This window comes from Paraburkholderia sp. TE9906 (genome assembly GCF_056279605.1).
On record NZ_JBWCCT010000003.1, the window covers coordinates 517604 to 538256 of the forward strand.

Here is a 20653-nt window from a genome sequence, read left to right on the forward strand (position 1 = left end):
CTTTGGCAGCGGCGAACTCGGCCGCTGGCGCAGTGTGGGCGGGGGACGGTCGCGGCAGGCGTCGGTGCTCATGCCGCTGCGCGGAACCGCTGCCGTTCGGTTTCGGCCGCGCGGGGCGACCGTCGTGAATCCGCCGACCAGGCTCATCGCGCCGCCCGGACTAACTCAAATCCTCCGCCCGCCCCGGCAATTGGCGGATCAAATCCCACACCGCCTCCGCTGCCGGCGACAACGAGCGGTCGCGCCGGCGCACCAGTTCGACCCGGCGCTCCGCGCGCGGCACGAGCGGCCGTGCGACCAGCGACGCGCCCGCCGGCAACGGCAAAGCCAGCCACGGCAGCACGCTGACGCCGACGCCCGCTTCGACCAGCCCGAACACGGTCGCGGAATGCCCCAACTCCTGCACCACCGTAGCGCTCACGCCGTGCTCCTGCATCACGGCGTCGATGATCGGCCGGCTGCCCGACGCGTAATCGAGCATCACGAGTTGCTGACCGTCGAGGTCGGTCCACGCAACCTGCTCGTGGGCGGCCAGCGGGTGGTCGTCGCGGGTGACCACGCAGAACGAATCGGTCATCAGCGCTTCGCTGAGCAGATCGTCGGCGGTGAACGGGCCGATGATCACGCCGAAATCGACTTCGCCTGACTTGACCTTGCGCATCACGTCGCTCTGCACGTCGTCGCGCAAGCCCAGCGTGATATAGGGAAACTGCCGCCCGCACGACGCTACCACGCCCGGCATCAGCCGGCAGGCCACGGTCGGGCTGGCGGCCACCACCACGCGTCCGCGCCGCTGCTCGCCGATTTCACGGATCTCGCGCAGCGCGTCGTCGAGATCCGTCAGCAAACGTGACACGCTCGATACCAGATTGCCGCCGACGTCGGTGAGCTGAACCTCGCGCGTCGTGCGATCGATCAGCTTGAGGCCGATCTCGCCTTCGAGTTCGCGCACGCAGCGACTCACCGCCGACTGCGTCAGGCCGATTTCATCACCGGCCCGGCTGAAACTCTGCAGGCGCGCGACCTCGATGAAAACCCTTAGCTGACGCAGCGTTACATTCATTTACCAACCTCATCAATAACTTCATTTAATGCGCATTGTAAGGGCCAAAAGCATGCCCCACCGTGGAATGAGCCCTCTCGCTGCAATGCAGCAATACGGCGCGAACGCACGCTGGCCGGGCCTGATTGCACAAGATTGGTGATTGTCCCGATTTGCGAGATGGGTTTTTTGGATTCTTATACGCCCCTAGCTGGCGCCTGCGCTGGCCCGCCGTCACTGGGCTTTGAGGCGATCGGAATCAACTTGGCACACTTCCTGCATTTGCACGGACACAGGATCGGTGCCACGACTTCTGACTGCATGGCAGCCGTGGCAGCCCGACCCCCTTGGCACTCGCCTATCGAGTGCATGGAGAGTGCGCGGCGCGGGGCAGCGCACCGGAGTTAGCTTCGCTGAGGTGAAACATGATGCTGTTCGACGATTTGAGAGACAACGAGTGGGCGCTGGTCGAGGCTTTGTTCTGCGCGGAACCGGCACGGAGCGAGCGCCGTGGTCGGCCGCGCGTGGAAGCGCGAGCGGTGGTCAACGCCGTGCTTTGGGTGCTGTCGACGGGCGAAGGCTGGTCCAAACTGCCGGGCCGCTATCCGTCGCCGCCGACTTGCCGCCGTCGCTTCGACGAATGGCAAGCCGATGGTACGCTCGCCGAAATAGTTAAGCGACTCGGCACGAGCGGCCGTGAAATTTCGCTGCGCGGCCGCATCGGCGCGACTGCAGCGAAACCGCCGGCACCGCCGAGCCGCGACCGCCTGCGTGGCGCGTTCTGGACCAACCCGGAATCGTGGCGCGCGCCGGTCAAGATGGCCTGACGCGCACTGTTTCACCTCCGGGCGCCCGTGGGCGCCCGGCGTCTATCCGGTTCGCCGCGCGTGTCTCCAACGACGCCGGCGCCATCGCGGGCACCGCCGTCTGGCGCGCCCCGTTCAGTCGTCCCTTTCCGCTATGCCACCGCTTGCGCGACTGTCGCGCGCTGTAAGCGCACGTTCAAAGCGGCCCCAACGGCTGCAGGTGAAACATCCATTTACTATTAATTACAACGTGCTTTCGCCTCCCGGCATACCTTATATGTATGCAAACAGGCCTTGAGTCGATCGGCTTGACGGGAGCTCAGCATGAAACCAATGTCACTGCTTCTGTGCGGCATTGTGATTTCATCAATGACCGCACCGGCGCTCACTCAGGAGCGCCCACAGGCATGGAACTGGCGGCCGGATCGTTCGGCTACGCTTGAAGCGTGGCAGCAAAGCCAGACGCGCAGCCGGGACTTCACGCCGCCGGCGCCACGCGGTGATTTGCGTGGCGACATCGCCAGCAACGTGCGTGCGCGTCCGGATACGCCGCGTGAAGAGCCGACGCGGCATCGGTAGTCCCTGAGTCGTCAGCGGCTCTTTGCGAGCCTACCGGCTCGTCGTGATGGGGAGGGATTGCTTGCAGTGTCGCCAACGCGAATGATTGGCGCCTCAGGCGCAACGAAAATAATCGGGGAACCACCGTCCGCTGTGCCAGTCTGATTCAACGCCATTAGCACAGCGTGGCAGTAGTAATTCCGGTACGCCCGTATCCTCGCGATACGGGCTTTTTTTCGCGTGAACGACGATCCGCGACGCTCGAGGCGCCGCGCCATTCCTGAATGACGGAAGCAAAAACCCGCCGCCAGCCGCGCGATGCGACCGGGATGATGGTGTCGTTACCCGCTCGACCCAAAACAGATTTGCGCTCAGAGAGCAGCGGTGGACCGCGCTTCCGCTGTGGAGACGGCGTATTCATTCATTCGCTGTGCGCTCCAGCTGAGCAGCCGCTCGTCATGCGCGAGCCGCGCGAACTCGGCTCTGCCGCGTTCCGTGAGCACGGCGATGTCGACAGGTGCATGAAAGCCCGGAGCCGGTGCGACCGTGCGCTGCCGAACCGTGTCCATCAGACCCAGTGCGCGAAGATATTGAAAAACGCCCGGCCTTCTGGCCCAGGGAACCTGACGATATTGCGCTCGCCGCAGCGCTTCAAGTACTGCTTCGTTGGAATACGTGGTCATCTCACTTCTTTCTTAAAGTGCAGCTATGACACATCTATGCCCAACACGTCACCGCGCCACCAGTGACGCGCATAGCACCCGCCCTTGGCTGGAAGCCGGCCGCCTTTCGGACAGTGGCCAATCCGCCAGGTGCTGCCTGGTCTCGTTTTCGGAACCCCCGTCTGAACGGCGTGTTAGCGTTCTGTCTACGAACCGACGATGCGACCGCTGCGGCGCGATAGCAAGCTCGTAGATTTGTCCCGAAAGACATACGTTACCCCATTTAAATTGATTCTATTCACTTTATTAGCGCTTTTTTTTGCAGCAATCGTGCTATGGAAGCGCGCCCGGCGTCCTCTGGCGCTATGTCTGGTCGTCCTGTTCTGGCTGCTCGCCGCTGGCTGGCTGACCGAGCCGTTGCTCGCGCTCGCGCAGCGGCCTCCGCCGAACGCCACGACCGCCAACTTTGCGCCGCGCACGGCGATCATCCTGCTGGGCGGCGGCACGATTTACAACGACGAAGACGTACTCGTGCCGCCGCGCGACGTGCTCCGCCGCATCGCGGTCAGCGCGGAGAACTATGCGGCGTGCAAACGGACGGCAGTCACCTGCCAGGTGATCGTCAGCGGCGGCAATCCGCAGGGGCATGACGCGACCGAAGCCGATACCTATCTGCCCTACCTGTTGCGCGAGCGGGTTCCGCGCGCGGACATCGTGCTCGAAAACAGCAGCCTCACCACGTATGAAAACGCACGCAACGTCTCGGCCATACTCGGGCAATCGCGTTACGACGCGGTGATACTCGTCACTTCCGCGTATCAGATGCCGCGCGCCCTGCTCGACTTTCATCGCTTCGGGCTCACGCCGCAGCCGCTGATCTCGAGTGCAAGGCACGCCCATCTGGGTGTACTGCCTCGCTATGACAACCTCGTGAATGCGGAGATCGCGTTGCATGAACTGATCGGGATAGCGCAATTTCACGTCTATCGCGCAATCGGGTGGTTCTGAACGCGCTGCATGCGTAGCATGCCGCGCTCAACTGCTTCGGGCGCTTATGCGTTTTAGTTAGCGACGCGAATTCTTTCAGATTGAGCAGAACGCATCCTTCTCCGATCGCGCTTAGCGCTCAAATGGCCCATCCGCCAATTCGCCCGCGCGCCGCCAATGACGAGATGTAACAAATAGTTAGTCCGGTTACAAGCGGGCCGCTGGAGCGAAGATTGCTGACTAGAATGCATTGTCTCTCCAACCGGACAGGCAATACTTGGGTCCACATCCATCTGCGGAGGTAACGATGAAAAAAATGTCCCTGGCGATCCTGGTTTCCCTCGGTGCGGTAACGGGCGCAGCGTATGCGCAGGACAACGGCATCATGACGAGCACCGATCCCGCCAAGGCCGCCGACATCGAGCAGCGCGCGCAAGATTTGCAAAACCGTCAGCAGGCGATGCAAAGTGCCCCCGCCACGCCCGAAAAGCATCACAAGATGTCGCCGCATCATCACAAGAAGGCCGACGCTTCCAGTTCGTAAGCGCAGTCGCACGGCGCACCCCGCGGCGTCACCGCGAAGGGGAAAAGCCGAAGCCGGCACCGCCGGTTTCGGCTTTTTTGTTGTCTAATGGATCGGCAAAGGACTCGCGAGCAGGGCTGGCGACACGCGGCAAAGGTCTCGCGGCCACTCGCGCGGTTGTGCCAGCACGCCCCCCCGGCGGGCCGCGCCGAGCCGTCGGCGCCCGGCTTTCGGTATGCTAAAGTCGCGCACCGACCGGCACCCAGCCGGAATCCCCTAACCCGTGCGCACCTTGGTGCGGAGGACAGCATGAGCAACATCCAGCTAGATATCGAATGGACCGAAGCAGCATCACGCAAAATTGAAAAACTGATGCCGCGCGGCGGTCAGGAAGCGTTTCTCGCGCTGCCGCCCGTCGAATGCCTGCCGATGGAAGGCGACGTGCTGTTTCTCGGCCCGGACGGCAAGCAGCAACCGTTCATCGTCGCGGAACGCCAGTATCACCACGACGGCGACGCCGACTGGACCATCATCCTGATCCTCGACGTCCCGCAAGCCACGCACTAAAAGACAAACGGCGAGCGCCGCGTGGGCCCGATCCGGCCTCATGGCTCGCTCGCCGTCATCCCATTGCTTCGCCCGAGCGCCCGGGCAAAGCCTGCGCAACGCTTACGCGATCTTCGACACCACGCGAATTTCCGCGTGTTCGACCCAATCCGCCACGGCCTTTCTGTACGCGTCGATGTGTGCCGATTTCGCATGCACCGCGAGCGCCTCCGCGCTTTCCCAACGCTCGACGAACACAAATCGGCGCGGCTCCTGCACGTCGCGGTGCAAATCGTACTGAAGCACGCCCGCTTCCTTGCGCGTCGGCCCGACAATACCTTCGAGCGCCTGACGCAGCTGTTCTTCATAGCCCGGCTTCGCCACCGAGATTGCGACCACCGCGATTTCCGACATGCCTGTCCCCTTTTCACGAAAAGCAGCAGCATACCCGCCACGCGCCAAACCTGCTGGCGAGGGCGGCAAGACGCTCACGCCAGGTGACGACACCCGTGCGGGCCGATAAACAGCGCGAAAGCGCATAAAACGTCTGAGCACCGCCCTCGCCTGGAGTTTGGCGGGCGGCCGCTTGCCGCCCTGCTACGCTCGCTCCATGCAGGCTGTCCATTGCGATTGAGAATCGGTCTCGCGCGAGGCAAGCGCGTGCGAAACCCTCGCGCACGATACCTGCAACGCCGTGCCGGCTGCCCCTGAGGAGCCGGTCCGCGTAGCAATTTCCGGGGTCCGGCGTCTGTGATTACCCGCACATTCATGCGAATTGCAAACTGCTAGACTCGATTTGACTAATTCCGCCGGAGTCCTGCATGGCTGGCATCGCTCTACGCGTTCCTGAGCTCGACCGGTCCCGCCCTGCCTACGCCGGAGCCGTGCATCCGTTGCGCGCCGCCTGGATTTGCGCGCTCTGTCACCCGCATGCCGCGACGTCTCCATGTCCACTCCCCTGCCCGCCTTTATGCCAACTGTCAGCGAAGTGACCCTGAGCGGCCTGCTCCCGCACCTGGTGCGCGGCGAGTCCGGCTGGACCGCGACGTGGCGCGCGCTGACTTTGCACAGCGTGTTCCAGCCGGTGGTATCCGTCACGCATCAATGCGTGGTCGGCTACGAGGGGTTGCTGCGCGCTTTCGACCCGGTCGGCCTGCCCGTCTCGCCCGAAGTGCTCTTTTCCGGCACCCGCTCGGCCGCGGACGCGCGCGAACTCGATCGCATCGCGCGTTGTTTGCATGTCGCGAATTTCATGGAGCAAGGCATCACCACCGGCTGGCTGTTTCTGAACACACGCCCACAGGTGTTCGAGACCGGCTGGCCGCAGCGCGCCTTCATCGACGAGTTATCCGCGCATTTCGGGCTGCCGCAGGAGCGCATCGTGATCGAAGTGCTCGAGCAACCCGCCGACGACGAATCAGCCGTCGCAAGCATGCTCGCCGCCTCGCAGCCGCGCGACTTCCTGATTGCCATCGACGACTTCGGCACCGGTTTTTCGAACTTCGACCGCGTGTGGCGCTTCCGCCCCGACATCGTCAAGCTCGATCGTTCGCTGGTGGCGCGGGCAGGCAAAGGTGAAGGCGACGATTCGATGATCAGCCATCTGATCGCGATGCTTCATCAGTCCGGCACCCTGGTGCTGGCCGAAGGCGTGGAGACCGACAAGGAACTGATGATCCTGATGCAGGCCGACGTCGATTTCGTACAGGGTTTCTGGTTCGGCCAGCCCAAGAGTTCGGTGCAGGCGGCCTGCGCGAAGGTGCCGACGCTGGTCGAGTCGATCTGGAGGAAGTTCGCCGATTACGAACGCGAGCACGCCGGCCATCCGCGGCTCGGCTTCGAGGGGTTCGCGGAAGCGGTGCTGGCCGCCGCCGAAACGTTCAAGGCAACCGGTGATCTTCGTCAGGCGGCACAAAAAGTGTGGCATCTGCGCGAGGCACGCCGGGTGTTCATCACCGATGGACAGGGCGAGCAGACGCAGTCGTCGGTCACGGCCACGTCGGTGCCGCCGCCTCCGTTGCGGCTCGCTCCGCTCTACTCGGAGACGCGTAGCAACTGGTCGCGGCGCGCCTATTTCAAACATGCGCTCGCCGCACCGGGACGCGTCGCGATGATGGGGCCGCACTATTCGCTGGCGGATGGTCAGGACTGCTACACCGCTGCGATTGCGTTCGAGCACGATGGCACGCATGTGCTGTGCGTCGACTTCGTGCCGAGCGCGTTGAATGCGGACGGGCATTCAACGGGGCGTGGGGGCAAGCGGTAATCGCTAGTCGTCGACCCGGCTGCGGCCGGCTTTGGTCTCGCCGCGTTTTGCCTTGCTGTCGAGACGGCGCCGATTCGACGCGCGCGTCGGCCGGGTGGCGACACGCGGCTTGCGCGTCACACTGACGCTTTCGATCAGTTCGTCGAGCCGTGCCAGCGCCGCCGCGCGATTCATCTCCTGAGTCCGATGCTCCTGCGCCTTGATGATCACCACGCCGTCACGCGTGAGCCGATGATCGGACAGTGCAAGCAAACGCATCTTCAATACCTCCGGCAGCGACGACGCCTGCACGTCGAAACGCAGATGAATCGCGCTCGACACCTTGTTGACGTTCTGCCCGCCCGCTCCTTGCGCACGCACTGCGGTCAATTCGATTTCGTTCGGCGGGATCGGATAGCGGGATGTCATGAGCATGGTTTGAGGTGGGAAACGTAAGTGTACACAGCGTGTGCGGGGACCGCGCGCAGTCGCTCGAACGCCATGCGCTCCCGCCTATCGGACGCATCGGCCGATGGGAAAATCTATTTGCACCGCCTTCGCGTGTTCATCGATACTGCGCTCTCCATTTACAGCGCAAATTCACATGAAGCTCCGACCTGGTTTCGTGGTCGAACTGGCCGTCAATTTTCTGCTGCCGTGGCTCGCCTACCGCTTTTCGCTGCCGCACCTCGGCGAGACCGGCGCACTGATCGCGTCCGCCGTGCCGCCGATCGTTTGGAGCCTGGTTGAATTGGCGCGCTTTCGGCGCGTCGACGCGCTCAGCGTGATGGTCCTTGCAGGCATCGTGCTGTCGATCGCGGCCATGGCGTTCGGCGGCAGTCCCCGTGTGCTGCTGTTGCGCGAGTCACTGGTGTCGGGCGCGGTCGGCGTGGTGTTCCTGCTGTCGCTGCCGTTGCGCCGTCCGCTGATCTTCTATCTCGCGCGCGCCACCGTCGCCCGCGAAATGGAGGGCGGCGCCGCGCACTTCGAAGCGCTATGGCGTGAGCGGCCGGGCCTCGCTTCGTCGATGCGGCTGATGACGCTCGTCTGGGGCGTCGGCCTCACATGCGAAACCGCGCTACGTGCGTGGATGGCGCTCACGTGGCCGATCGAGCGCTTTCTGGTCGTGTCGCCGTTCATCGGCTACGGCATCTATGGCGGGCTCGCGCTGTGGACGTTGTGGTATCGCAAGACGATGCGCAGCCGCGTCGATGGGCGTGTGCAGCCGGATGGGATGGCGGGGTGAGCCGGCCGCCCTGGCGTGGTCCAATGCCGCGTGAACAACGCGCGACGACGACATCACGCCCACCTCACTTACCCTTCCACACCTCCGCAATCCGCGTCGCCAAACCCGAATCACGCTGCGTCGGCGTCGCGATCGCCTGCGCCAGCACCGCGCGCGAGCCGACCACCTCAACACGCTCGCGCGCGCGCGTAATCGCCGTGTACACCAGCTCACGCGACAACACCCTGCTGAACACCGACGGCAACATCAGCACCGCGTGCTCGAACTCCGAGCCTTGCGACTTGTGAACCGTCAGTGCGAAAGCGGTATCGTGCGGCGGCAGCGCCGCGGGCGACACCGCACGCAGACCACCGTCGCCGGTACGGAAATACACCCGCAGCGCACCACCCGCGCCCGGTAACGCAATGCCGATGTCGCCGTTGAAAAGACCCAGCGCGTAGTCGTTGCGCGTGACCATCACCGGACGCCCCGCGAACCACTGCGCACCCACCGCCAGCGTCACACCCGCGGCGCGCCGCACCTGGGCGGCCATCGCGGCATTCACCTGATCGACGCCCCGCGGCCCTGAACGGGTCGCGCACAGAATGCGGAAGCGATTCAACGCGTCGAACAGCGGCACCGGGTCCGGCGTGCCGGCGGCGAGTGCTGAAGCGAGCGCATCGGCATACGGGGCGAAGCCGGCGGCAAGCCGTGCGAAGGTGCGCTCGGCCAGCGCCGGGTGCGTGTCTTCGTGCAGCGCAGCGGGGCAGGTTTCAGCGGGGTCGATCAGTAGAACGTCGAGCGCCGCACTCGCCGAGCCGCTGCGAATCGCGAGCGACAAACGGCCGATCGGCGACTCGAGCCCGAATCGATAGTTGCGCTCGAGCCAGACGACGCAATCGGCCAACGGACTGCGAGCGATGGCTGCTGACGCCGTCGGGAAAGACCGCGGCGAAGACGCTGGCAACGCGCGCGGGTCTTCGACCGGAGCGTCCCTATCGCTGTCGAACAGATCGCCCGTGGGCTGCCGATCGAACGTGGCCGGCTCCACGCTGTATGCGAACAGATCATCAGGGGGCGCGTCGAGATCGTCCGGCGCGTCGAACGAGGCGAAGAAATCGTCGGGCGCTGTATCGACGTCCCGCGACACTTCCGGCAACGCCCGTTCGAGCCGCGCCGCCTCGATGCCGAGCGCCGCCGCGATCCGCTGCAGCCCGCCTGCCGTGAAGGCCGGCCGTGCGCTGAGTTCGGCGAACACCGCGCCGGCTTCGACGGCCGCCAGCTGGTCCTTGTCACCGAGCATCACGAGGCGCGTTTGCGGGGCAATCGCGTCGAGCAGATGCGCGGCCATCGCGACGTCGATCATCGACGCCTCATCGATTACGACGACGTCGTATGGCAGCGGATTGTCGCGATGATGGCGGAAGCGTCCTCCCGGCCCGGAGCCGAGCAAGCGATGCAAGGTGTAAGACGTCTGCGGCAACCGCGCGGCGAGTTCGGGCGGCAAATCACCGGCGCGGGCGAGCAGGGCTTCCTGCATCCGCTGCGCCGCTTTACCGGTGGGCGCGGCGAGCGCGATCCGTAAGTCGGCGCGGGCATCGAGCAGGCACGCCAGCACGCCGACCACCGTCGTGGTCTTGCCGGTGCCCGGTCCGCCGCTGACGATCGTGAGCCGCCCCGACAGCGCCATGACCGCCGCGACGCGTTGCCAGTCGACTTCGTCGTCTCTCGGCGGACCGAAGTAGCGCAGCAGACGCGCGTGCAGAGTCCGGGCGTCTGCTGCTGCGGCATCAGGATCGGCACCGGCGTCGAGACCGGTTCCCGCCACCACCGCATCACGCTCACGCCCGTCGCCCCCACCCGCATGCATCACCAGCGACCGCGCAAGACGCCGCTCATAGTCGTAGTACCGAGCCAGATACAAGCGCCCTTGCCCGTCGATCACCAGCGGCCGCAACGCCGCGGCGCTTTGCGACCCATCGCTCACCATGCCGCTCGCGAACAACGCCGCGCGCACTTCGGCGCGCGACGCCTCGAAGCGTCGCGCGAGCATCGCAAGCGGCACGCATACATGGCCTTCGGCGGTCGCACGGCTCGCGGCGAACGCGCCCCGAGCCGCCCACTTCACTGCATCGGCCGATGCACCGCCGCGCCGCGCCAGCGTACCGATGCGGCGCGCGAAACCCTCGGCGAGCGCGATGCTGAAATCGGCCGGCGCGGGCAAATTCACGCCGATGTCGTCGAGCTCCAGCGGTGTCGACGCGCGCTGTTCGAACGTGCTCATGCGACACCTCCGATCATCGCCGCATCGAGCAGCGCCACCAGTTCGAACGCGGGCCGCCGCGTATGCACGCCGGCGGCACCGTCGGCGTCGCGCCATGGCGGACGCACGCCGCGCACGAACAGATACAGATACCCGCCGATGTGTGTGTCGTACGAATAATCACGCACCCGCGTTTTCAGATAGCGATGCAGCGCAACCGTATAAAGCAGCGCCTGCAAGTGATACGCATGGCTCGCCATCGCCGCTTCGAGCGGCGCGGCGGCGTAGTCTGCGGCGGTATCGCCCAGATGATTCGACTTCCAGTCGACGATCCAGAAGCGTCCATCGTACTCGACGATCATGTCGATAAATCCTTTCACGAAGCCGCGCAACACCCCCGGCTCCAGCGCGACATCGGGATAGCCGTGTTCGATCAGCAGTTCGCGCAGCGCGGGAAAATCGAGCGACGGCGCGGCAAACAGAAACTCGAGCTCATTCAGACGCCGACGCGGATCGAGCTTCGCCAGCGCCATACCGGGCACGAGTTCAGTGGCGACCACGTCGGCCAGCAGGTTGTGCATCATCGCGGGCAGCCGCACGGCGAGTTCGGGCACGGCGGGCGCGGGCCGCTCGCGCAGCGCGCCGCGAATGGCATCCGGCCAGGTGGAAGGATCGGTGAAATCCGCGAGCTCGAACATCCGATGCAGACAGTCGCCCGCCGCCGCTCCGCGCGGGAACCCGAGGATGTCGTCCTCCGCGTACGACGGTGCTTGCGCAACAGGCGCGGACACGGGCATGGCCACGAGTGCATCGGCGATCTCATCATGATCGGGCCGCACCTCTTCCACCGGCGTATGCGCCGCCTCGGCCTTACCGCCCGCCGCGATCAGCCCGCTGAAGCTCGCCATGCGCCACTGATCGCGCAACGGCCGGCGATTGGCGCGCGCCTGCATCTGCGCGCCGTGATCCTGAAGACTTTCCAACGGCGTGCGGCGCGCCACTTGCGGCAGCGGCTGCAGCGTAATCGGCCCGCCCGCCAGCGTCTGCCAGCATGCGGATAACGTGGCTTCGTCGGGTGGCTCAGAGAGCCAGTCGTCGAAGCTATGACCACTGCCGCCCACCAGCCAGTTCAGTACGCTGCGACGCGACTCTTTGGTCGAACGCGACGACAGATACGTACCCGCAACCAGATAACAGCGATACACCGCGCGAGTCAGCGCCACATAGACGAGCCGCGCCCGCTCCGCCGCCTGCTCGCGCATCGCGTAACGCGACGCGCGCTCGGCCTCCTCGTCGTCGCAGCCGTAGTGAAGCACCGCCTCGCCCGCTTCGTCGTGGTACTCGCGCGCGTCGGGCAAGCCGGAGGACGGCGGCTCGCGCAACGCACCATCGTTCAGAAACGGGCAGAACACCACCGCATACTCGAGCCCTTTCGACTTGTGCACGGTGACGATCTGCACGAGATTGCGGTCCGACTCGAGCCGCAACTGCGCGTCCTCGCCGCCGCCCTGCGCGCGCTGCGCGGCGAGCCAGCGCAAGGTCGGCGCGATGCCGGGCTGCGTCGCGGCCCGCGCCTGCACGAGTTCGGCGAGATGGTTCACGTTCGTCAAGCGGCGCTCGCCATCCGCTCCCGCAACCAGCCGTTGCGCGACTCGCAGCTCGCGCATCAGCGTACGCCACATCACCGCGAAGCCGCGCTCGTGCCACAGCGTGCGATAGCGCGAAAAACGTTCGACCCAGCCCATCGCGTCGGCGGCATGCGCGGGGTCGTCGGCGACCGCTGGCGCGTCGGCGACCTGTTCGAGACGCCAGAGCGCGGCGGCGTCGAGGCCCAGCCAGTCGGTGGCGAGCGCGGCGCGCAACCGGCGCAGATCGCCGGGCGTGTCGACGGCGGCCAGCACGCGCTCGATCTGTTCGGCGTCGAGCGTCGCAAACACCGACGCCTGCGCGAGTTCCACGCTGCCGACGCCCCAGGCCGCCAGCACGCGCTTGATCAAACTGCCCTGCTTGTGCGTTTGCACCAGCACCGCGATGTTGCCCGGCGCGAGCGGCGCATCGCCGATCGTCACCGTGCCTTCGCGCGCGCCGCGCAACAGCCGCACGATTTCGGCGGCGCACGCTTCGCTCGCTTCGCGCTGCGCATCGCGTTTGGTCAACGCGGCATCGCCTTGCGGCAAGGTCCAGATGCGGAAGTCGCCGGCGCTCGCGTCAGGATCAGCGAACGGCGGCCTGCGCCGCTCGCCCGCGCGCACCGGTTGATAGTCGAGGCCGTCGAGCACGAACGCCTGCGGATTCGCTTCGAAGAGCCGATTGCAAGCGTCGACGATCGGCGCGGTCGAGCGCTGATTGACGGCCAGCGTGTAGCACGCGGAGGCCGCCTCGCGCGCCGCCAGATAGGTGTGCAGATCCGCCGCGCGGAAACTGTAGATCGCCTGCTTCGGATCGCCGACCAGAAACAGCGGCCCGGCCGGCGCGAAGATGCGGCTGAAAATCGCGAACTGCAGCGGATCGGTATCCTGGAACTCGTCGATCAGCGCAGCGGGATAACGCGTGCGCAGCGCATCGGCAAGCCATGGATGAGCGGCCAGCGCGCGATACAGGTTCGACAACAGATCGTCGAACGACACCACCCGGCGTGTACGCTTGCGCGCGACGAGTTCGGCGGGCGCGTAGTCGAGCCACGTCTGCACGAGTTCGAGCCAGCGTGCGCGCTGCGCGGCTTCGGCCGCGACCACGGCGGCCGCGAGCGCCTCGGCGTGTTCGAAGAACGGATGCCCGGGCGGCTCGAACTTGACCTTGGTGGCCTTCTTCAACGCCGACACGGTCAGCTTCAACGCGGCCTTCGGCGGCGGCGCATGGCAATCGCCCTGCGCGAAGTAGTCGTTCCACGCGGCCACCGCGGCGCTCACGTGATCGGGCTTGTGCGTGGTCTTGCTGAGCCGTTCCTGCGCCTGCGCAAGCAGACCGACAATCGCGTCGCGCTCCGCCTGCCAGAGCGCGCAGGCGGCATCGAAACCCGCTTGCGGATCGGCGCTGCCGCCGCTTGCGTCGACGCTGCCCCAACGCAATTGCGCCAACGGCTTTTTCAGACGCCGCGCGAGTTGCTCGTCGAGTGAAGCGGGACCGGCGCGTTTAGCCACCAGCCACGCGGCGAAGGCGGGATGCGCATGGGCCGTCGGCTCGACCTGCTCGCGCCAGAAATCGGCGGCCATTTCGAAGCGCAAGGCGGCGTCGTCGGCCTCCATCTCGAACGCGAACGGCATGGCAGCGGCGAACGGCGCTTCCTGCAACGCACGCTGACAGAACGCGTGAATCGTGTGAATCGCCGCTTGATCGAAGGTGCGCAAGGCGCGGCGCACCACCTTCAACGCGACGTCGCGTTCGATGCCGCGCTCCGGCGCGAGCGTCGTTTCAAAGAGACGCCGGATGAACGGATCACCGCCGTCGTCGTCCATCTCGATCGCGCGATGCAGTTCCGCGAGACGCCCCCGAATGCGCTCGTGCAGTTCCGCGGTCGCCGCCTTCGTGAACGTGACGACGAGGATCTGATCCGCGTTCAGGTTCTTTTCGAGCAACAGCCGCACGTACAGCGCGCAAATGTTCCATGTCTTGCCGGTGCCCGCCGACGCCTCGATCTGGTTGACGCCGTCGAGCGAACAGGCGAAGACGTCGAGTTCTTCGGCGACCAGCACATAACTCTGCACGGCGCCGCTCATGATGCGCTCCGCAGATGCTGGATCAGCGGCTTGAAAACGATCGACGCGAGGCTGCCGAACGGTTCGTCGAGCGTGAGCGGCGTGCCGCGCAACGCGATGCGCAACGCGGGGTCGTCGGATTCGCCGCGCACGCGGTCGTTGATCCACACGCCCTGCGCCGCCGACTCGCTTTCGCTGACCCGCGTCCATGCGCTCTTCGGGAAAAAGCGCAGCGGCAGCATGCGCCCCGCTCTGAACAACGCGGCGAGCGGCGCGAGCTGGTCGAGCGGCGCGGCCACCGGCGTGAGCTCGAAGCTCTCGCCGCTGCCATGCCATACGGTGCGGCGCGGGCCGTCCGGGCGCGCCGCGCAATAGACCAGATGCGCGAGCCACGCGGACAGGTAGTCGCGCGCGGTGGCCTTGGCATAACGAAAAATCACTTGTCCCGTTCCGGTCAGCAGGTTCAATGTGCCGTGCAGTTGCAGCGGCGCTTTGGCGGCCTCACGAAGCGCCGCGTCGTGCGGGCCGAACAACGCGCCGGCAAGCTCAGCGCTGTCGGGCCAGCGCGGCGCAACGTCGAGTACGAACGGCAAACGTTCGACACCCTCCGCCAGCTCGCGACGCACGCTGGCGGCAAGCTGGTGCAACGCGCCGAGTTCGCGCGCGCGCCACACCGCGCCGGTTGCGCCGCCCGGCAATTCGGGACTGGCCGCGGCGACGCGGCGCACGCGCTCGAACATCACGGCGTCGTCTTCGGTGTCCGCATCGAGCAGCACGGGCAACAGACGATCGGCCAATGCATCACGCCCCGCGTAGTCCAGATCGAACGGCTCGGTGTCGAGCAATTCGCCCTGCGCATCCGACAGCACGATACCGAGGCGATCGCGCAACAACGCCCGCGCCGGATGGCGCCAGAAACGCACGAATTCGTCGAACGCAACGGGCGCCGCGTCTTCCGACGGCAGTGGGCGGTCGAAGAACGGCGCGGCGGCGGGATGCTGTGGCGCGGCCAGCAGTGTCGCCAGTTCGGCGCGATCCGCGTTATAGGTGAACAGCTCGGGCTGCGCCGCGAAATAGTCCGACGCGAACGCCTGCAACGGATGATCGACGATGAACGCATGGCGCGCGCGCTCCACGTCGGCGGGACTCGCATCCTCGCCCGCCGACGTCTGCGCGAGATAGTCGAGCAGTTCGTCGACCAGCGCGGCCGGCGGCAACGGCGCGTTATCGCGAATGCTGCGGCCCGTGTACGCGATGAAGAGCCGCTCGCGCGCAGCCAGCAGCAGATCGAGGAACAGATTGCGCTCGTCGTCGCGGCGCTGGCGGTCGCCGGCTTTGCCGAACGCGGCCATCAGGTCGAACTCGTCGGCGCGCGCGAGGCTCGGCAGCACGCCGTCGTCCATGCCGAGCAGGCAGACGACCCGGAACGGTAAGCCGCGCAAGCTCGTTAGCGACGAAAACGTCACGCTGCCCCAGGGCACGCCGCCGCGCGCGGGGTCGTCGAGCGCTTCGGTGAGCGCGCCGCGCACCACGGCGGCGGGCAGCGTCACGTGCTCGGCGCCCGCTTGCATCGCATCGCTCATCCTGTCGAGCGCGTCGCGCACGGCGGCAAGCGCGTCGGCAAACTCGATGCCGCCGTCGAAACACTGGGCCAGCGTGTCGAGCAGCAGTTGCGACCACTCGCTGGGCGTGCGTTCGATCGCGCAGTGCGCCGCGAAGCTGTCGATGTCGTCGACGAAACGCGACAGGCGGCCGAGCAATTCGGCGCCCGAGCCGTCGGCGCCTTCGACCGGCAGCCATGCGTCGACCGGTTCGCCGCCGTCGGGCATTGCATAGCCAAGATAGAGACGCGTGAGCGCGTCCGCGAACGTATGACGGGCGATCGGCACGTGTTCGCCGGTCGGTTCGAGCGGCGCGAGCCCGCGCCGCGCACCGGCTGCGGCGAGCCATTCCTGCGCGGCTTCGAGCGAGTTCGCATCGATGCCATAGCGCACCGCGACCGCATCGACCCGCAGCCATTCGATCAGGTCCGGCGCCCCCACGCTGCGCTCGGGCAACGCGAGCCAGTCGAGCAACAGGCGCGCGACAGGATTGGCTTGTGACGGCGGCAAACCGGTGATCCGATACGGGATGCGGCGCGTGTCGCCGAGCGGCGTGGTGCCGAACACCGCGTCGATCAAGGGCCCGGCCGCAGCGAGATCGGAGACCGCAACCAGCACATCGGACGGCTGCAGATCGTCGAACTCGTCGAACCAGCCGAGCAGGCGATCGTGCAGCACTTCGAGCTGCCGCGACAGGCTATGGCAAACGTGGACCTCGATGCCACGCTCGATCGGCAACTCGTGCGCGTCGGTTTCCACGCGCAGATCGAGCATGCCGTTCTGCACGGCGGCGAGCCAGCTCGGCTCCAGGTTCTCGGTGAAATCGCCGGTCTCGCTGGACGCGGCGCTCTCGGTCAACTCATGCAGCATGTGCAACTGCGCCTGAGTCTGGCGGCCCCACTCGGCAAGCAGCGGATGGCCGACTTCCTGATAGTCGAGCTGGCCGGCGGCGTCGAGCGCCTGCACGCGTCCTTCGCTGACGACATCGAACCAGAACTCGCGGCACGGGTTCATCACATACAGACGCACGTCGACCCAGCGCGACAGCGCGCGCAGCAAGGCAACATGCAACGGCGGCATGGTGGGCAGCGCGAACACGCTGACCGCTTCGGGCCATCCAGCCTGGGAGATCGCCTCGAGATCGAGCCGGTCGATTTCTTCCAGGAAACGATAGGCGGGCGGCAACGCGGCGGCAGGCGTCTGCGCATTTCCCGCGAGTTCGGCCACTTCCGCGAGCACCGCGCGCCACAGTGCCGCCTGCCAGCGCTCGTCCTCACGCGCCGCTTCGCTCGCGCCGGTAAGGCGCGGACCACTGTCGTCCGCCGCGCCGCTCGCGAAAATCGAACCGCCCTTCTGCCATTGCAGCAGCCATTCGGGGCGATAGGTCAGATAGTGGTCGAGCACGGTCGCCACGCGCCGCGCGAGTTCATAGCGCATCGACGCGTCCGCGGCGTCGAGATAGGTACGCAGACGCGGCGACGCATTCCACGGCAATGCTTCGTCGGCTTCACCGAGCAGACGGTAGCAGCGCCACACGAGCCGGTCCGGCGCGAACGGCGAATGCCTCGGCACTTCGATCACGCCGCCGATCTGCGCCCACAGCCATTGCGCGAGATAACCAAAATTGACGTTTGCGCAGATGCCCTGGCGGTTCGCGATATCGAGCTCGAGCCGCCGCCGCACGGCGGCGCTCGGGACGATCACGGGCTGCGCGGTCCAGGGGTCGGACGGCGCTTGCGCGAGGTCGTCGAGCAGCGCGCCGACAAGCGTTTCGTAGCGGTTCGAGTAGAAGAGCTGGAGCATGGATTCCGGGTGAGACGGGCGGCGAAAGCGCGACACGCGGGCCGCGTCGGGCATTGAAGCGACAGCATAACAAACGCGCTCCCAGGGCAGAACCTGGCCAGTCGGATGAGGTCGAATCCCGCGCAAAATAAGTTAGACTCGACGGCAGTTCAGGTCCGCCCCTTCAACCGTGTTTGCTCCGTGAATGGAATCCAGGTAGTCGATGCGCTATTCGGTTGAGTTAAGAAAATTCCTTTATAGCCAGTACTTTTATGGCGGCCTGCGCATCGCAATCGGTGTGTCGTTACCGGCCATCCTGTGCCTGATCGTGTTTCACGATCGCGAACTGGGCTTCACGATCGCCACCGGTGCGCTCGGCGCGTGCGTCGTCGATATGCCGGGCCCGCTCAAATACAAGCACAACGAGATGCTGGCGTGCACGGTGATCGGCTTTCTATCCGCGCTCGCCACCGGCCTCGCCACGGTCAATCCGGTCGCGCTGTGGTGCACGGTCGTGCCGCTTACGTTCCTGTTGTCACTGATCGTCGTGTACGGCAACCGCTGGCCGCAGATCAGCTTCGCCACGCTGTTCATGATGATCATGACGCTGGAGGAACACTTCACGCCGATGCAGGCGCTCGTCAACGCGTCGTGGATTCTGTTGGGCGGCCTCTGGTACACGTACTGGTCGACCTTCGTGAGCCGCTGGATGCTGCATCGTATCGAGCAGCAGGCGCTCGCCGAAAGCGTGTTCGCCTGCGCCGACTATCTGCTTGCGCGCGCCGCGTTCTACGACATCGACAACGATCTGGACGAGTGCTACCGGATTCTCGTCGACAAGCAGATCGCCGCGGTGGAACGTCAGGACGCCGCGCGCGACATCGTGCTGCGCAATCTGCCCAGGCTCAAACGCGGCAAGCTCGATCCGCGCCGCGCGATGCTGTTCAATCTGTTCATCAACACCGTCGACCTTCACGAACTGTTCGTTGGTGCGCACACCGATTATTCGCTGGTTCGCAGCACGTTCGGCGGCTCCGATCTGCTGGTGTTCTACCGCGACCTGATTCGCAAGGCCGCCGAAGATCTCGAGGAAATCGGCCTCGCGGTATTGCAGAACCAGGCGCCGCGCGCGCGGGTGAACGTCAAGGCGGAATTGCGCGCGATCGAGTTCGAAATCGAACTGTTGCGCAAGCAGGACCTGCCGGCCAAAAACCCCGAAGGCTATTCGGCGGTGTCGTCCAGCTTCCGGCGCATCTGGAGCGCCACGCGGCTGATCGACAAGATGCGCAAGAGCCTGTCCAGCGAGCCGAGCGCGACCGAAACCGAGTTGCGCATCGACCAGGCGTTGAGCCGTTTCGTGTCGAGCCGCCGCGTGCCGTTCGGACAGATTTTTTCGAACCTGACGATGGCCTCGCCGAGCTTCCGTCACGCGCTGCGCGTGACGATCGCGGTGGCCGTGGGCTTCTGGCTCGGCCGTCTGCTGCCGCTCACCAATGCGTACTGGATCGTGATGACCACCGTCATCATTCTGAAGCCCGGCTATTCGCTCACCAAGCAGCGCAATGGGCAGCGGATCGTCGGCACGCTGATCGGCTGCGCGGCGAGCATCGCGCTGATCATCTTCGTGAAGGAACCGCACATCGTCATGGTGGCGATGTTCGCGTCGATGGTGATGAGCTACAGCCTGCTGCTGTTCAATTACACGGCGAGCGTGGTGTTCACGTCGTCGTATGTGCTGCTCCTGTTCCATCTGCTTGCGCCGGGCAGCATGCGCATCATCGGCGAACGCGCAATCGACACGGTGGTCGGCTGCGCGATCGCGATCGCGGCGAGCCATCTGTTCCCGTACTGGGAATACCGGCTGATGGGCAAGCTCGTCAACACCATGATCAGTGCGACGCGCCACTACCTGGAAGCGAGCTGGTGGTGGAGCGGCAAGCCGGCCGCCGCGGTGGCGGCCGTCGTGACCGAAGCCGGCGCGCGCGCGCCCGCTGCGGCGATGGCCGATCCGGCGATCGGCTTCGCTGGACCCGCGCTGGCAACGGCGGGCGCCGACGCGGCGAGAGGCGCCGGCACCGCCACGCAACCGGTCGCGGACGCCAGCGCCAACGCAGGCACGGCCACCGTCAGCAACGCAACCGCCCGGCCGGCGGCCGGCGCCTCCGCTGCCGCTGCGGCGGCGGCCACCGCGCTCGATCGCGACTACAACTACCGGCTCGCGCGCAAGAACGTCCACGTGGCCTTCGCCAATCTCGGCCAGGCGTTTCAGCGGATGATGCTCGAGCCGAAGTCCGCGCAGATGTTCGTGCCGGAGTTGAATGGGCTGCTGGTGCGCAGCCACGTGCTCGCGTCGCAGATCACGGCGGCCGCGCCGCTGTTGCGCACTTCCGCGCAGCAACAGCAGCAAGTCGAAAACGTCTCGCTACAACCGCTGCAGCGCGCGCTGAGCGTCGTGCGCGACAATCTCACCGAAGCGGAAGCCGGCAACCCATTGCCTGCCGAACAGGCCGAGCAGATCAAACTGCTGAGCCGCGATCTCGATGCGATGGTGGTCGAAACGGAGAAGTCGCCGGACTATTCGACGGAGGCCGTGCATGACATGAAGTTGCTCGCTCATCAGTGCAAGCAGATGCTGGCGGCGGCGGCGCTGATCCGCAAGGACGCCAGCGTGATTCGCCTGCCGGAAGAGTGAAACGGCAAGCAGGCCGGAACGCGCGC

The 20653-nt window shown here is 65.9% G+C and carries 14 protein-coding genes and 1 pseudogene; 8 read left to right on the forward strand and 7 right to left on the reverse strand.

Features of this window, described 5'->3' with window-relative positions:
- Positions 1-160 precede the first annotated feature (160 nt).
- Entirely contained in the window at positions 161-1063 is a 903-nt protein-coding gene (locus tag ACZ9H4_RS10130) for a LysR family transcriptional regulator (RefSeq protein WP_408142913.1), read from the reverse strand.
- A gap of 407 nt (positions 1064-1470) precedes the next feature.
- Here ACZ9H4_RS10130 and ACZ9H4_RS10135 point away from each other — a divergent pair.
- Positions 1471-1866: pseudogene (locus ACZ9H4_RS10135) on the forward strand (transposase); the annotation flags it as partial.
- 306 nt (positions 1867-2172) lie between these two features.
- On the forward strand, positions 2173-2427 hold the full coding sequence (locus ACZ9H4_RS10140; RefSeq protein ID WP_408142911.1) for a hypothetical protein: 255 nt from the start codon (positions 2173-2175) through the stop codon (positions 2425-2427).
- 350 nt (positions 2428-2777) lie between these two features.
- Here the strand turns inward: ACZ9H4_RS10140 and ACZ9H4_RS10145 are convergent, their stop codons facing one another.
- The gene (locus ACZ9H4_RS10145) at positions 2778-3089 is read right to left on the reverse strand and encodes a hypothetical protein (RefSeq protein WP_408142909.1); all 312 of its coding nucleotides are present in this window, start codon (positions 3087-3089) and stop codon (positions 2778-2780) included.
- 267 nt (positions 3090-3356) lie between these two features.
- Between ACZ9H4_RS10145 and ACZ9H4_RS10150 the strand changes: the two genes are divergently transcribed.
- The 3 genes from ACZ9H4_RS10150 to ACZ9H4_RS10160 all read left to right on the forward strand — a co-directional run bounded on the left by ACZ9H4_RS10150 (position 3357) and on the right by ACZ9H4_RS10160 (position 5145).
- Positions 3357-4076 carry a YdcF family protein gene (locus ACZ9H4_RS10150; RefSeq protein WP_408142907.1) on the forward strand — a complete coding sequence of 240 codons (720 nt, stop codon included), beginning with the start codon at positions 3357-3359 and terminating at the stop codon, positions 4074-4076.
- A 286-nt stretch (positions 4077-4362) separates the two neighbouring features.
- Positions 4363-4599 carry a hypothetical protein gene (locus ACZ9H4_RS10155; RefSeq protein WP_408142905.1) on the forward strand — a complete coding sequence of 79 codons (237 nt, stop codon included), beginning with the start codon at positions 4363-4365 and terminating at the stop codon, positions 4597-4599.
- 288 nt (positions 4600-4887) lie between these two features.
- Positions 4888-5145, forward strand: a complete 258-nt coding sequence (locus ACZ9H4_RS10160) for a hypothetical protein (RefSeq protein WP_007182306.1) — start codon at positions 4888-4890, stop codon at positions 5143-5145.
- Between the two features lie 102 nt (positions 5146-5247).
- Here the strand turns inward: ACZ9H4_RS10160 and ACZ9H4_RS10165 are convergent, their stop codons facing one another.
- Positions 5248-5538, reverse strand: coding sequence for a putative quinol monooxygenase (locus ACZ9H4_RS10165; RefSeq protein WP_476118941.1), 291 nt, complete (start codon positions 5536-5538; stop codon positions 5248-5250).
- Positions 5539-6070: 532 nt separating this feature from the next.
- On the opposite strand from ACZ9H4_RS10165, the gene ACZ9H4_RS10170 reads away from it, so the two are divergent.
- Positions 6071-7390, forward strand: a complete 1320-nt coding sequence (locus tag ACZ9H4_RS10170; RefSeq protein WP_408142901.1) for an EAL domain-containing protein — start codon at positions 6071-6073, stop codon at positions 7388-7390.
- Between the two features lie 3 nt (positions 7391-7393).
- On the opposite strand, the gene arfB is transcribed toward ACZ9H4_RS10170, so the two are convergent.
- Positions 7394-7798 carry an alternative ribosome rescue aminoacyl-tRNA hydrolase ArfB gene (arfB, locus tag ACZ9H4_RS10175; RefSeq protein WP_408143230.1) on the reverse strand — a complete coding sequence of 135 codons (405 nt, stop codon included), beginning with the start codon at positions 7796-7798 and terminating at the stop codon, positions 7394-7396.
- 175 nt (positions 7799-7973) lie between these two features.
- On the opposite strand from arfB, the gene ACZ9H4_RS10180 reads away from it, so the two are divergent.
- On the forward strand, positions 7974-8615 hold the full coding sequence (locus ACZ9H4_RS10180) for a VC0807 family protein (RefSeq protein ID WP_408142899.1): 642 nt from the start codon (positions 7974-7976) through the stop codon (positions 8613-8615).
- A 64-nt stretch (positions 8616-8679) separates the two neighbouring features.
- On the opposite strand, the gene ACZ9H4_RS10185 is transcribed toward ACZ9H4_RS10180, so the two are convergent.
- From ACZ9H4_RS10185 to recC, 3 genes are read right to left on the reverse strand one after another with little or no spacing between them, the layout of a single operon-like run.
- Positions 8680-10878: an AAA family ATPase gene (locus ACZ9H4_RS10185; RefSeq protein WP_476118943.1), complete on the reverse strand. Its 2199-nt coding sequence runs from the start codon at positions 10876-10878 to the stop codon at positions 8680-8682.
- The gene (recB, locus tag ACZ9H4_RS10190) at positions 10875-14573 is read right to left on the reverse strand and encodes an exodeoxyribonuclease V subunit beta (protein WP_476118945.1); all 3699 of its coding nucleotides are present in this window, start codon (positions 14571-14573) and stop codon (positions 10875-10877) included. Before recB ends, ACZ9H4_RS10185 begins: the two co-directional genes overlap by 4 nt.
- Positions 14570-17956, reverse strand: a complete 3387-nt coding sequence (recC, locus tag ACZ9H4_RS10195) for an exodeoxyribonuclease V subunit gamma (RefSeq protein ID WP_476118946.1) — start codon at positions 17954-17956, stop codon at positions 14570-14572. Before recC ends, recB begins: the two co-directional genes overlap by 4 nt.
- Positions 17957-18158: 202 nt before the next feature.
- On the opposite strand from recC, the gene ACZ9H4_RS10200 reads away from it, so the two are divergent.
- Positions 18159-20627: an FUSC family protein gene (locus ACZ9H4_RS10200; protein WP_476118948.1), complete on the forward strand. Its 2469-nt coding sequence runs from the start codon at positions 18159-18161 to the stop codon at positions 20625-20627.
- The last annotated feature ends 26 nt before the right edge of the window (positions 20628-20653 follow it).